The organism is Actinoplanes sp. OR16 (assembly GCF_004001265.1).
GTDB lineage: Bacteria > Actinomycetota > Actinomycetes > Mycobacteriales > Micromonosporaceae > Actinoplanes.
The window spans coordinates 36988-49621 of sequence record NZ_AP019371.1 but is presented as its reverse complement, the minus strand read 5'-3'; the positions used below and the strand labels follow the sequence as shown (position 1 = coordinate 49621).

Here is a 12634-nt window from a genome sequence, read left to right as displayed (position 1 = left end):
CAGAATTGTTTCGTGCCGCACGGTCGGCGGTGTCAGCCTGTCGAAGTGACCGTTTTCTCCCTGCAAGCTCAGCCCTCCGACGCCGCCTCCTGGCTGACATTGGCCACCCGGGCGGAGGAGTCCGGCTTCGCCGCCTTGCTGGCCGCTGATCATCCGGGGACGAGCGCGTCGCCGTTCGTCGCCTTGGCCGCGGCGGCCGCCGTGACCTCACACATCAGCCTCGGATCCAACGTCACCAATGCGGGGGTACGGGAGGCAGCCCACATAGCCACCGACGTCGCGACCCTCGACGTGGTGTCCGGTGGGCGGGCGCTCGTCGGTCTCGGGGCGGGGCATACGCCTGCTGAGTGGGAGGCGATCGGCAGGTCACGTCCCGGCGTACAGGGAAGAATCGATCGCTGCATCGAGGTGGCCTCCAAGGTCCGGGCGCTCCTCGACGGTGAATTGGAGAGTCCTCGCCCGGTGCGGGATCGGATTCCGCTGACGATCGGGACCGCGAATTCGCGGCTGCTGCGCTGGGCCGGCGAGAACGCGGACGTCGTGGGGCTGAGCGGCCTCGGGCGGACCTTGGAGGACGGGCATCGCCATGAGGCGCGCTGGAGCCGTTCGCAGATCGAGCACCAGATCTCACAAGTGCGCCTCGGCATGGCCTCACGACCGATTCCGCCCACCCTGGAAGCGCTCGTGCAGATCGTCGAGGTGACCGATGACGCCGAGGCCGCCGCCACCCCGCACGCCGACCGCATCGGCATTCCGGTGGAGGAGTTGCTGGCGGCACCGTTCGCTCTCATCGGCACCCTGGGCGAGATCCGCTCGTCGATCCGCCGCAACGAGCAGCAGTGGGGGATCACGCGTTACGTGGTCCGCGAGCCGGCTTTCGAAGCGGCAGCCGCCCTGCTCACCTGACCGTTTCTGATCTGAGCGCGCCCGCAGATCCGCTTCCCTGACCGCTGCTGGCCTCGGCTCCGGGATCCGGCGGGCTCCGGGCTCCGCGCTCTGGGCTCCGCGCTCCGGGCTCCGCGCTCCGTGCGAAGATCCCGCCGTGCGGAATCTGCGGGGATTGATGGTGGCGGCGCTGGTGGCCGTGTCGGTGAGCGGCTGCGCCGAGCAGGAGAAGGCGCCGGAGCCGGCGCCGGCAGTCGAGGTCACGCAGTGGAGCACCGTCAGCGACGTGTGCCCGACCCTGACCGCTCCACGATTCGCGGACATCAGCGCCGGTACGTTCGACGCCTCCACCGGCTTCTGCCAGTACGGCGGGCCGGACGCGCCGGTCTCGATGACGGCTCGCTTCCACGTGGCGGGTGACGGCACGGCGGAGACCGCGGCGATGGCTGCCGACTCCGCGCGGCGAGCCGGCCTCGGCAGATTGGAAGCGGCAAAGGCCGCGTCCGAGCCGGTGATCTCGATCAGTGCCGTGGGTGACGGTGCTGTCGGTTATGTGAAGGACGGCCAGCTCGTCGGGCACGCATGGTCGAAGAACGCTACGGTCCTCGCGCTGTTCGACGGAGTCACGGTGGAGAGCAACGCCGCGATGGTGGAGCAGGCCGGGGACCTGAAGGCGGTTCTCGGGGATCTGCTCTCGGCGCTGCGCTGATCATTATTCGACGAGGCCCGTGCTGGGGCTGAGTGGACACCTCGACGACCGGCTGGAGGCGGGGTCGTAGGTCGGCCACGCCGGCATTTCACCATGATGCGGCCGGGATGCAACGTGATCGTCGGCAGCGTGATTGATATCTATGATCCGATCGGTCGATGAATCGGGGGAGTTCTTTGATGTCTCGCGCACTCCGGCTATCCAGGGCTGGTCTGGTCGTTTTCACCTGCACCGCCACCGTCGGCGTGCTCGCCGCGCCCGCGCAAGCAGCCTCCACCGGCGTCGCGTCGGTCAGCGGCACCAAGGTGCTCTTCAGCGCGGGCGCCAACAAGACGAACAAGGTCGTGATCACGCGCTCCGGGCGCACCGTCACGATCGACGACGTGGTCGCGCTCAAGCCCGGCAAGGGCTGCAAGAAGGTCGACAAGTCGAAGGTCCGCTGCACGACCGGCAAGACACCGACCCGGGTCAGTGTCGCGCTGGGCGCCAGGAACGACTCGGTGGTCAACAAGTCCGGTCTGTCGCTGTCCGCAGGGGGTGGGGCCGGCAACGACAAGATCTACGGCGGCCCGCGCGCCGACTCGCTGTCCGGCGGTGATGGCAACGACCAGATCTGGGCCGGCTCCGGTAACGACCGCCTCTCCGGTGAGCAGGGTTCCGACGGGCTGCATGGTGGGGCCGGCAACGACCTGCTCGACGGCTCCTACGGCAACGACCGCCTGTACGGCGACGCCGGTGCGGACGCGATCGACGGCGGCACCGGTGACGACCGCGAGTACGGCGGGGCCGGCGAGGACCGGTTCCACCAGCACCCCATCCCGTACGTCACCAGCGGCGCGGATCTGGTCAGCGGGGGCAGCGGCGTCGACTTCGTCTCCTACCAGGGCCGGACGCGGGCGATCACCGCGGACCTGGACGGCGCCAAGGGTGACGACGGTCAGGCGGGCGAGCACGACACGCTGCTGGCCGACCTCGAAGGGATCGAGGGCGGCGGCGGCGATGACCGGCTGACCGGCCACGCCGGGTACGACCTGCTGACCGGTGGTCCAGGCAACGACATCCTGCGCGGCCTGGGCGGCAACGACTACCTCGACGGCGGGCGGGGCAAGGACCGGCTCGAGGGCGGCGACGGCAACGAGACCCTGGTGGGCGACGGGGACTCGGCGGGCGCGGTCGCGGACGTCCTGCTCGGTAACGCCGGCCAGGACACCGTCGACTACTACGGCTACACCCGGCCGATCACCGTGGACCTGGACGGCGCGTCGGGCGACGACGGCCAGGCCGGTGAACACGACACTGTCGGCTCGGACGTCGAGATGGTCGTGGGCGGGCAGGGTTCGGACCGGCTGACCGGCAACGCGTCGGCCAACCGGCTGTTCGGCGAGAGCGGCAACGACGTGCTCCGCGGTGGCGCCGGCAACGACCTGCTCTCCGGCGACGGCGGCAACGACGTGCTCTACGGCGAGGCCGGCGACGACTGGCTGGACACCGGCGGCGGCGACAGCACGGAGTCAGACCACCTGGACGGCGGAGACGACGCCACCGCGAAGGGGGACGACTGCTGGGCCGGCTGGGCCGACACCACGGCGAACTGCGAGTACGCGGAGCTGTACTGGCCCGCCCCGGTGCCGGGCGGGATCCGCTGACGGAGAACGCGGTCGGTCCCGGTTCGGTCGTGAGTTTCGGACCATAGGCGGTGTCGGCGGTCGTGGCTCGGCTTCAGGCGGTCGGGCTGGGATCAGTGCGGCATGCGTCGGTGCAGCCGGGGCCGCATCCGCAGTCGTCGGCTGGACCGTTTGCGGCGGCGGGGATCGCGCAGTCATCGCACTGTTCCCCGCGCCATGCCTCGACGCCTTCGCGGACGGCGACAGCGGCGATCACCAGGGCGGCGGCCGGGTCGGCCCACCACCAGCCGAGAGTGGCGTTGAGCAGGAGGCCTACCAGGACGATCGCGGACAGGTAGGTGCAGAGCATGGTCTGCATGGAGTCGGCGACCACGGTCGCGGAGCCGAGTTCGCGGCCGGTGCGCCGTTTAGCCCAGACCAGCAGCGGCATGACCACGACCGAGGTGGCGGCGATGACGATCCCGACCACGGAGGTGTCGGCCTGTTCCGCGCCGAGCAGCGAGCGGGCGGCGTCGACGGTGACCCAGGCGGCGAGGGCGAAGAACGACACCGCGATCAGGCGCAGAGCGAGCCGTTCGCGGGCCTCGGGGATCCGGGAGCGGAACTGCCAGATCACCACCAGCGCGCTGGACACCTCGACGAAGGAGTCCAGGCCGAATCCGAGCAGCGCGGCAGAGGACGCGGCGGTGCCGGCAGCGATCGCGACGATGCCTTCGACGAGGTTGTATCCGGCGGTCGCGTAGGCCAGGTGCAGGCTTCGCCGGTTGAGCTGGGCACGCCGGTGCGGCGACACGGTCAGGTTGATCGGGCTGGTCACCGGGTCGTCGCCTCGGCTGCGGAGGCGGTTTCGCCGATGCCGTGGTCCGGGCAGAGCGCCACGGCGGTGCCGGTCGCGGCGAGCACGCCCTCGGCCGCGGCCAGCAGGTCCAGCAGCTCGGGCCGGGTCAGCGCATAGAACGACTGCCGGCCCTCGATGCGATAGTCGACCAGCCGGCAGTCACGCAGACAGGCCAGGTGCTTGGAGACCGTGGACTGCGCCAGGCCGAGTTCGCTGGTCAGATCGACGACGCGGGCCTCGCCGGCGGCGAGGCGTTGCACGATCCGCAGCCGGGTCTCATCGGCCAGGGAGCGGAACAACGCCACCGCCGGTGTCATCCCCGCTGCCACGGCCGCGGTCACACACCGACCATCACTGATCGCCATTCAGCGATGATAGCCGGATCGGGCGATTGGTGTACCGGGCGGGGAGACGCTGCCGATCAGCGCTGGCAGCCCTGGCCCAGCGCCGGCAGCAGCTTGGCCGTGATCGCCTCCAGCTGGGCGACCTCTTCCGCGCTCAGGTGGTCGAACACCAGCCGGCGCACCTCGGCCACGTGACCCGGGGCGGCCGAACGCAGCGTGTCCATCCCCAGTTCGGTGAGGCAGGCGACCTGGCCGCGCTTGTCGTTCGGGCAGGCTTCCCGCTGCACCCAGCCGCGCTGTTCGAGGCTGGCCACGGCGTGGGAGAGCCGGCTGGTGGTGGTGCCGACCATCCGCGCGAGGTCCGTCATCCGCATGGACTGTCCCGGGGAGGCGCTCAGGTTCGCCAGGATCTGGTAGTAGGCGTGCGGGATCCCGGTGTCCTCCCGCAGCTGCCGGTCCAGAGCAGTAGGCATCAGGATGAGAACCTGAGCCAGGTTCAGCCAGCTACGCATCTCCGGGTCGGTGAGCCATCGGGGTTCGACCTGCGAGGAAACGGTCACGAGATCATCCTGCCTGGCGGGGAAGCAGCACGTGTGCGTTGACGGCCCGTACCTCGTCGGCCTGCATCGGTAGTTCGACGACCTCGACGCCGGCCCGCAGCAGGGTGCCGACACCGTCGCAGTCGGCGAACAGCAGCGGCTCCCGCAGGGCGAGGACCACCTTCCGCAGCCCGGCGGCGATCACCAGCTGGGTGCAGGACGCCGGCCGGGACGCTCGGGTCGTGCACGGCTCCATCGTCGTGTAGATCGTCGCCCGGGACAGATCCGTCCCGGGCACGATCTTCGCGAGGGCGGCCTCCTCGGCGTGCTCGTGCGGGTCACTCTCGCCCGTGTATCCGGTGGCGAGGATGCTGCCGTCGTAGTCGACGACGATGGCGCCGACCGCGTACCGGTCGCCGACTCGGGGCGCGAGCTGCGAGAACGTGATCGCTGCGTCCATCCAGTCGGCGTACGACGCGATGCCTTCGATCTGAGAAACCGGAGAGAGCGTCATCTCAGCCGGCCAGCGGCAGGTCGAGCGTGTGCGCGGTGTGGTCCCGCTTGGCAGTCAGGTACCGGGCGTTGGCCCCGGTCAGGTGAACCTCGGTCGGGATCCGCTCGACGACCTGAACGCCGAGATCACCGAGCTGCGAGGCCTTGTCCGGGTTGTTGCTCAGCAGCCGGATCCGGTCCACCCCGAGCGCACTGAGCATCTGCGCGGCAGCCGTGTAGTCGCGCTCATCCTCGCCGTGCCCGAGCGCCAGATTCGCCTGATAGGTGTCGAGCCCGGTGTCCTGCAGCGCGTAGGCGTCGAGTTTCGCGTACAGCCCGATCCCCCGGCCCTCCTGCCGCAGATAGAGAAGGAAGCCGCCCTGCCCGGCGATCCGCTCGACGGCCTCGCGCAGCTGCGGGCCGCAGTCGCAGCGCTCACTGCCGAACACGTCGCCGGTGAGGCATTCGCTGTGCGGGCGGACCAGCGGCGCCTCCCCGCCGGTGGCGACCGACGCCAGGGTGGCTCGCCACGGGCCGAGGCCGAGGGCGAGGTGTTCCTTGCCGTCGACGAGACCGGTGAAGGTGAAGACGTCGGCGGTGGTGGCGTACCCGTCCGGGAAGCGCAGCGGCACCGAGACCCGGGTGCGGACCCGGGTAGCCGGCAGTTTCAGCGTGATCGTCATGCCGACCCCCATGATGTTGAAGTTTCACAAGCATCCGCCCGTGATGTTGAAACTTCAAGAGCGGCTGGGGGTAAGGGAGGTCACGCTGGACAACCGCGGCTCCAGCAGCACGACCACCAGCGCGAGCAGGCTGAGCGCGGCCCCGGCCAGGGCAACACTGCGCACCCCGGCGGCGGGGATGAGGACACCACCGATCAGCGCACCACCCATGATGCCGACGTTGAACGCCGTCGACGTCCCCGCCGCGGCCATGTCCGTGCTCCTGGGGGCGGTCTCGAGGGCCCGTACCCCCAGAGCAGCCGCCATCGACGCCAGAGCGAAACCGGAGGCGGCGAGGGTGACCACCGACGCGGCCGCGGAGGTCCCGAACACCCACTGACCGAAAAGCGCCACCGTCTGCAGCCCGATCATCACGGCCATCGTCAGCCAGCCGTTCCGCCCGACCAGCCAACCCGCCACGAACACACCCGCGAGCCCGGCCAGGCCGCGCACGAACAGCAGCGGACTCACCGCCTCCTCCCCGAAACCGCTGACCTCGGTGAGGAACGGGTTGATGTAGGTCAGCACCGTGAACGACCCGGTCACCGCAAGCGCCGTGTAGACCACGATCGCCCAGTAGCGTCCCGCGTCCGGCGCCGACCCCACCGACGTCTCGGCCTGCGCCGGCGGCGCCTTCGGCATCAGCGTCGCGATCACGACGAGGATCACCAGCCCGGCCGCGCTCATCGCCAGGAACGCGGCCTGCCACCCGGCTGTCTGACCCAGCCACGTCCCTAAAGGGACTCCGGCGAGCGCTCCCAGTGAGCTGCCGGCGTACAGAAGAGAAAGCGCACGCGGACGCACCCGGGCCTCGAAGAGAGCCGCGGTCGCGGGAGTGACCACCGACCAGAACAGGGCCTGACTCATCGCCACGACGATCCGCGAACCCAGCAGCGGCCAATAGCCGTCGAGCACCGCCGACGCCGCGTTCCCGGCCACGAAGATCGCGAGCAGGGCGCAGAGCAGCAGGCGGCGCGGGATGCGGTGGGTGATTCTGGTGAGGGGTACGGAGGAAAGCACCACCACGAGCGCGTACGCGGTAACGAGCATCCCGGCCTGCGAGATCGTGCTGCCGGTGTCCCCGGCGATCAGCGGCAACAGCCCGATCGGCAGCGTCTCGGCCGTCACGTAGAGAAAGGTGGACAGCGCCAGCGCGATCAGCGACACCACGGCACGCACGCTCATGTCCCACATTTACCTCAGTGACGCCGCTGTCGAACACGTGCGTCGCTCCGCTCGACGGCCCGCACAGGCTCGTCCGAGAACTCAACCGTGAAAATGCGGGCGCGCGCAGTCGGCTCAGGTCCGGCACGTCAATGCCGATCCGGCGGGACATGGGTATCGGGCTGGGATTCGGCCTCGGGCCGCTCCGGGTGTACATCCCGCTGAGCGGTGGCGGCTCGTCGCGTTCGCGGGCCGCGACGTACGGGGTGTGCGGGATCAACCATCGCAGCCCTCGAACGGCCGGTCGGTGCAGGGATTGTCAGGAGATCACCGCGCAGCGCGCCGCACGTGCCTTGCATGAAAAGCAGGTCGAGCAGGCTCGCCGGGCGATGCTGACCGCCTGGCAGCGGCGGCTGGAAGACCGGATCGTGATCGCGCAACTGGTTCTGGTCGCGTTCGGCTGGATCATGCTCGTGGCAGCGCCTGTTGCCCTCTTCAGCGGCCACTGGGTTACCGCGATCGTGCTGGTGGCCGGCTGTTCGATCATTGCGTTTCCGTTGGGGCGGCCGGCACCTCGCCTCGCCGAGGTCTGGCAGGGCGTTCTCGGCGCGCCCGGACGGCATCGTGGGTGATCCTGCTCTGTGCCCGGCTCCGGCGAGGTCCGGGCCGCCACGGTCTGCCTGCGGCCAGATGGTGACTCTTGGTGGCGGTTGGTGACGGGCTGTGGCCGTACAAGGGAAAGCTCTTGATCTCTAAGGGTGGACAGCCCCGGTTAGCCGGTGCTAACCGAGCCGGGCACAATGGGAGGGTTGGTTGCCGTGGGGACTTAGGAGGAACCGGTGGCGCTTCAGGAACGGCCGGAAACGTGCGTGGTCGCCGTCGACGGCCCGTCCGGTTCGGGCAAATCCACCGTTTCCCGGCGGCTCGCCGCGGCGGTCGAGGGTGTGTACCTCGACACCGGCGCGATGTACCGCGCGATCACCTGGGCTGTGCTGCAGGGTGGCGCCGACCTCGCCGACCCGGACGCGATCGCCAAGATCGCGCTGGAGACCGAGCTGTCGATCGGCACCGACCCGTCCGCGCCGCACTTCGCGGCCAACGGGGTCAGCGTCGACGAGCCGATCCGCGGCCAGGAGGTCACCGGCGCCGTCTCCGTCGTCGCCGCCGTGCCGGCCGTGCGTAAACACCTGGTCGCGCTGCAGCAGGCGATCATCGCCGCCCACCCGCGCATCATCGTCGAGGGCCGCGACATCGCATCAGTGGTCGCCCCCGACGCCGACCTGAAGGTCTACCTGACCGCGTCCGCCGCCGCTCGCGCCGCCCGGCGCAGCGCCGAGGACGCCACCGACGTCGCCGCCACCGAGGCCGACCTGGCCCGCCGCGACAAGCTCGACTCCAGCCGCGCGGTCGACCCGCTGCGCCAGGCCTCCGACGCCATCGAGGTGGATACCACCGGGATGGGCATCGACGAGGTTGTGGCGCACCTGCTCGACCTGCTCAACAGCAAGGTAAGTAAGTGACTGATCTTCCCGCTGACCTCGATCTGAATGATTTCGAGGGTGGGTTGGAGTTTTCCTCTTCTGACTCCGCCTCTTCGGATGATTCGGATTTCTCCGGACCTGTCCCTGTCGTCGCCGTCGTCGGCCGTCCCAACGTGGGCAAGTCGACGCTGGTCAACCGCATCATCGGCCGTCGTCAGGCTGTCGTGGAAGACGTGGCCGGGGTAACCCGGGACCGGGTTCCCTATGACGCTCAGTGGAGTGGGCGGCGGTTCACCGTCGTCGACACCGGTGGGTGGGAGCCTGACGCCCGCGACCGGGCCCGGGCCATCGCCGCGCAGGCGGAGATCGCCGTGCAGACCGCTGACGTCGTCATCTTCGTGGTCGATGTGACCGTCGGCGCCACCGACGTCGACGAGGCCGCGGTCAAGATGCTGCGGCGTAGTCACAAGCCGGTGATCCTGGTCGCCAACAAGGCCGACAATCAGAACCTCGAGCTCGAAGCGGTCAGCTTGTGGCAGCTCGGGCTGGGGGAGCCGTTCCCGATCTCGGCTCTGCACGGCCGTGGCTCCGGTGACCTGCTCGACACGATCCTCAAGGCGCTGCCGCCTACGCCGCCCATCGTCGAAGGCGGTCCTCGGGGGCCTCGCCGGGTGGCGCTGGTCGGGCGGCCGAATGTCGGTAAGTCGAGTCTGCTGAACCGGCTGGCTCGTGAAGAGCGGGCTGTTGTCGACTCTGTTGCCGGCACCACTGTCGACCCGGTGGACAGCCTCGTCGAGATGGATGGGGACGTCTGGCAGTTCGTCGACACGGCCGGGCTGCGGAAGCGGGTGCATCAGGCGTCGGGGACGGAGTACTACGCGTCTCTGCGTACGGCCGGTGCCGTGGAAGCTGCTGAAGTCGGTGTTGTCCTGCTGGACTCCGGTGATGTCATCAGTGAGCAGGATCAGCGGGTCATCTCTCAGGTGATCGAGGCCGGGCGTGCATTGGTGATCGCCTACAACAAGTGGGACCTGGTCGACGCTGACCGGCGGATCTTCCTGGACAAGGAGATCGACCGGGACATGAAGCGGGTGGCCTGGGCCGTCCGGGTCAACATCTCGGCTAAGACCGGCCGGGCTGTGGACAAGCTGGCTCCTGCTATCCGTAAGGCTTTGGCCTCGTGGGAGCAGCGGATTCCTACTGGTGCTCTGAACCAGTGGATCACTGCGTTGACGCAGGCCACGCCTCACCCGGTTCGAGGTGGGCGGGCTCCTCGGGTGCTGTTCGTGACTCAGGCCGGCGTGGCGCCGCCTCGGTTCGTGCTGTTCACCACCGGGCCGTTCGACGCCGGGTATCTGCGGTTCATCGAGCGCAAGCTGCGCGAGGAGTTCGGGTTCGAGGGGACTCCGATCGAACTCTCGGTGAAGCCCAGGAAGAAACTGGGTCCGGGGGGTCGGGGGAAGGCTCACGGGTAGCGGTTGGTAAGCTTTAGGAGATGTCGCGCCGGGCTTGGGTTCGGGGCGGGATCGGGCTGTAGCGCAGCTTGGTAGCGCACTTGACTGGGGGTCAAGGGGTCGCAGGTTCAAATCCTGTCAGCCCGACCGATCAAGAAAGGCCGTTGACCTAGGTATATTACCTGGTCAACGGCCTTTCTTGTTACTGCGCTTGATCCTCAAATTCCTACTTGGATGGGTGTATCTGGGGACCGTTTAGGGACCAGACGACACATCCGTGGACTCCTTGACCGACGTTTTGCCTGTTCAGACAGCACGTAGCCGGGGGCCGTCGGGGGAACGCGGGGCACGTAGGTGGGCACTCAGTGCGTCTCCCGCGGCGTCGATCGAGCGCTGATCCGGGTGCAGGTACCGCTGTGTGGTGCTGAGCGATCCGTGCCCGGCGATCTCGCGGAGCACGTGCACCTTGACTCCTGCATCGGCCATCCACGTCAGGCCGGTGTGCCGCAGGTCGTGACGGCGTAGGTGCTCGTACCCCAGTGCGGTGACCACTTCGTCCCAGTGCGTGGCGTCGCGCAGTAATGTTCGTGAGAGTCGGCACCACTTACCGATCTTGTCCGGCGGGCGGCGCCGACGGTTGCTCAAGAACCCGCTCACGCTAAGTGCAAGCGATCATGAAGCCACTCGGGGCGCGGGTGCGCGGGTCTGTCGAAGGTAGTGCGTTCTCGGGCGTGCGCAGGGGACCCGATCGTTCGAGGCTTTTGCATCAGCAGTTAACGAAAACGTCGCTGGGGCCAGCCCGCCACTCGGGCTGCCTGGCCCCAGAACACCTCGAACGATCAGCTGGTGGTCAGGGTGTCGCCGAGCAAGGACAGCAGGCGATCCCAGTGGCGTTGCAACGCGGCCGGATTGAATGCGTCGGTGTCGGACATGGTGAAGCCATGGTTGGTGCCGGGATAGATCTCGGAGGTGTAGCTGAGGGCCGCGGCCTTCAGGGTCTCGTTGAGCTCCTTGAGCGCCTCGGGGGTTATGTCGCTCTCGGCGTGACCGAAGTGAAGTTGGGCGGTGAGCTTGGACAGGAGGTCCGGCCCGTCGGCGCCCACGGGGGCGTGGAATCCGGCAACGGCAGCCACCTGGCCTGGGTGGGCCGCAGCGGTGCGTACCGCCATGAGGCCGCCGATGCAGTAGCCGGTCACCGCGACCGGTCCGCTACTGACCTCGGGTTGGGCGGTGAGGAACCGGAGATAGTCGTCGGCGTCGCTCCGGGTCCGTTCGGCGGTGTGCGTCTTGATCATGGGCATGAGTTGGGCGAAGATCGCGGTCCGGGCTTCGTCTCCGATGTGCTCGGGAAGCTCGATCACGGGCGCCGGGCCGTGCCGGTAGAAGACGTTCGGTATGAGCACGTAGTATCCGTGCTCGGCCAGTTCACCGGCCATCTGCCGCAGCACGGGCCGGATGCCGAAGCCGTCCGGGTACATCAGCACTGCTGGGTGTCGACCGCCAGCGTCGGGGAGGGCGGCGAATGCGTCGGCCTGGCCGTCCGCAGTGGGGATGTGCAGCGTCTTGGTGGGCATGACTTCTCCTGTCGTCGTTGAGGTCTCAAGCCTTGGTCGAACACGACGAAGGCGGAGCCCGCGCAGAAGTACAGGATTCTTGCTGCAGAAGCGGGCCGGCCCCGGCCCGTACGGCGCTCAGAAGGGCACCGGGTCACCGATCTGTGAATGGCGTGACGCCGACCCGGTAGTCATGAGTGCAAACCTATCCGATCGGGTGAGGACGGATCCAGCCGCCGGTCCGTGCGTCCGCATCTAGCCGCAGACAAGGCGTTCCCGGTCCCAGCCCTTCATCACCGTGCGTGAAAGACGGGGCCGACGGACGGCGCCTGGGTGGGCCTCGCTAGGGGTGGGGCTCAAACTCGCGAACATTGAAATAGGTGAGATCCCGGTGGTGCCGAAAGTCGCGAATATGTGGCGCCCAAACTCGCGAACATAACCAGTCACCGCTGTCACTCCTGTAACTGGTGTCACTCAGCCTGCTCTGAGCTGCTAAAACGACGAGTTACTCGAACGGTTGGCTGTCACTCGGCCCGTCGGGGTGCCGGGAGTCTCGGAAGCACCGTCCTTGGGGCGGAGGGCATGGGGCCACGGGGACCGTCTGGGGACCGCACGCCATGCGCGGCAGTGCGCTGACCTGAACACTTGACATGGGAGTGAACGCCAAGTATCGCGTTTGACGTGCGGAAACGCTTGATCCACCGGCCTGGGGGTCAAGGGGTCGCAGGTTCAAATCCTGTCAGCCCGACAGAATATGGCGAATGACCTGCGGAAACGCAGGTCATTTTCTTTTGGTATTGAGCTTGTCCCTCGGAAACCCTCGTTTTC

At 68.4% G+C, this 12634-nt stretch carries 13 protein-coding genes, 1 tRNA gene and 1 pseudogene; 7 read left to right on the top strand and 8 right to left on the bottom strand.

The genetic code is table 11. The annotated features are described in order from the left end of the window. Positions 1-45: 45 nt before the first annotated feature. The 3 genes from EP757_RS00230 (at position 46) to EP757_RS00220 (ending at position 3240) form a co-directional block, all read left to right on the top strand. Complete coding sequence (locus EP757_RS00230) at positions 46-906, top strand: LLM class flavin-dependent oxidoreductase (RefSeq protein ID WP_127542196.1); 861 nt, start codon at positions 46-48, stop codon at positions 904-906. A 136-nt stretch (positions 907-1042) separates the two neighbouring features. Then, positions 1043-1594: a hypothetical protein gene (locus tag EP757_RS00225; protein WP_127542195.1), complete on the top strand. Its 552-nt coding sequence runs from the start codon at positions 1043-1045 to the stop codon at positions 1592-1594. Between the two features lie 179 nt (positions 1595-1773). After that, positions 1774-3240 (top strand): calcium-binding protein, encoded by a 1467-nt coding sequence (locus EP757_RS00220; RefSeq protein ID WP_160165743.1) that lies wholly within the window; start codon positions 1774-1776, stop codon positions 3238-3240. A 73-nt stretch (positions 3241-3313) separates the two neighbouring features. Here EP757_RS00220 and EP757_RS00215 read toward each other — a convergent pair whose 3' ends face one another. The 6 genes from EP757_RS00215 to EP757_RS00190 are packed head-to-tail and all read right to left on the bottom strand — an operon-like array spanning position 3314 to position 7339. Further along, positions 3314-4036, bottom strand: coding sequence for a cation transporter (locus tag EP757_RS00215; protein ID WP_370457745.1), 723 nt, complete (start codon positions 4034-4036; stop codon positions 3314-3316). Further along, entirely contained in the window at positions 4033-4422 is a 390-nt protein-coding gene (locus EP757_RS00210) for a metalloregulator ArsR/SmtB family transcription factor (RefSeq protein ID WP_127542193.1), read from the bottom strand. Before EP757_RS00210 ends, EP757_RS00215 begins: the two co-directional genes overlap by 4 nt. A gap of 56 nt (positions 4423-4478) precedes the next feature. After that, complete coding sequence (locus EP757_RS00205; protein ID WP_232050297.1) at positions 4479-4961, bottom strand: MarR family winged helix-turn-helix transcriptional regulator; 483 nt, start codon at positions 4959-4961, stop codon at positions 4479-4481. Positions 4962-4965: 4 nt separating this feature from the next. After that, positions 4966-5454, bottom strand: a complete 489-nt coding sequence (locus tag EP757_RS00200; protein WP_127542192.1) for a deaminase — start codon at positions 5452-5454, stop codon at positions 4966-4968. Position 5455: 1 nt separating this feature from the next. Next, positions 5456-6115, bottom strand: a complete 660-nt coding sequence (gene ribA / locus EP757_RS00195; RefSeq protein WP_127542191.1) for a GTP cyclohydrolase II — start codon at positions 6113-6115, stop codon at positions 5456-5458. Between the two features lie 54 nt (positions 6116-6169). Continuing rightward, positions 6170-7339 (bottom strand): MFS transporter, encoded by a 1170-nt coding sequence (locus tag EP757_RS00190; protein WP_127542190.1) that lies wholly within the window; start codon positions 7337-7339, stop codon positions 6170-6172. A gap of 17 nt (positions 7340-7356) precedes the next feature. Here EP757_RS00190 and EP757_RS00185 point away from each other — a divergent pair, with 17 nt between their 5' ends. From EP757_RS00185 to EP757_RS00170, 4 genes are all read left to right on the top strand, one after another. Then, complete coding sequence (locus EP757_RS00185; RefSeq protein ID WP_127542189.1) at positions 7357-7950, top strand: hypothetical protein; 594 nt, start codon at positions 7357-7359, stop codon at positions 7948-7950. 207 nt (positions 7951-8157) lie between these two features. Further along, positions 8158-8838 (top strand): (d)CMP kinase, encoded by a 681-nt coding sequence (gene cmk, locus EP757_RS00180; RefSeq protein WP_127542188.1) that lies wholly within the window; start codon positions 8158-8160, stop codon positions 8836-8838. 44 nt (positions 8839-8882) lie between these two features. Next, positions 8883-10274 (top strand): ribosome biogenesis GTPase Der, encoded by a 1392-nt coding sequence (gene der, locus EP757_RS00175; RefSeq protein ID WP_127554013.1) that lies wholly within the window; start codon positions 8883-8885, stop codon positions 10272-10274. A gap of 52 nt (positions 10275-10326) precedes the next feature. Beyond that, positions 10327-10400 (top strand) — tRNA-Pro (locus EP757_RS00170). Positions 10401-10559: 159 nt separating this feature from the next. On the opposite strand, the pseudogene EP757_RS00165 reads toward EP757_RS00170, so the two are convergent. Further along, a pseudogene (locus EP757_RS00165) lies at positions 10560-10850 on the bottom strand (tyrosine-type recombinase/integrase); the annotation flags it as partial. A gap of 242 nt (positions 10851-11092) precedes the next feature. Beyond that, complete coding sequence (locus tag EP757_RS00160; protein WP_127542187.1) at positions 11093-11827, bottom strand: dienelactone hydrolase family protein; 735 nt, start codon at positions 11825-11827, stop codon at positions 11093-11095. Positions 11828-12634: the final 807 nt, after the last annotated feature.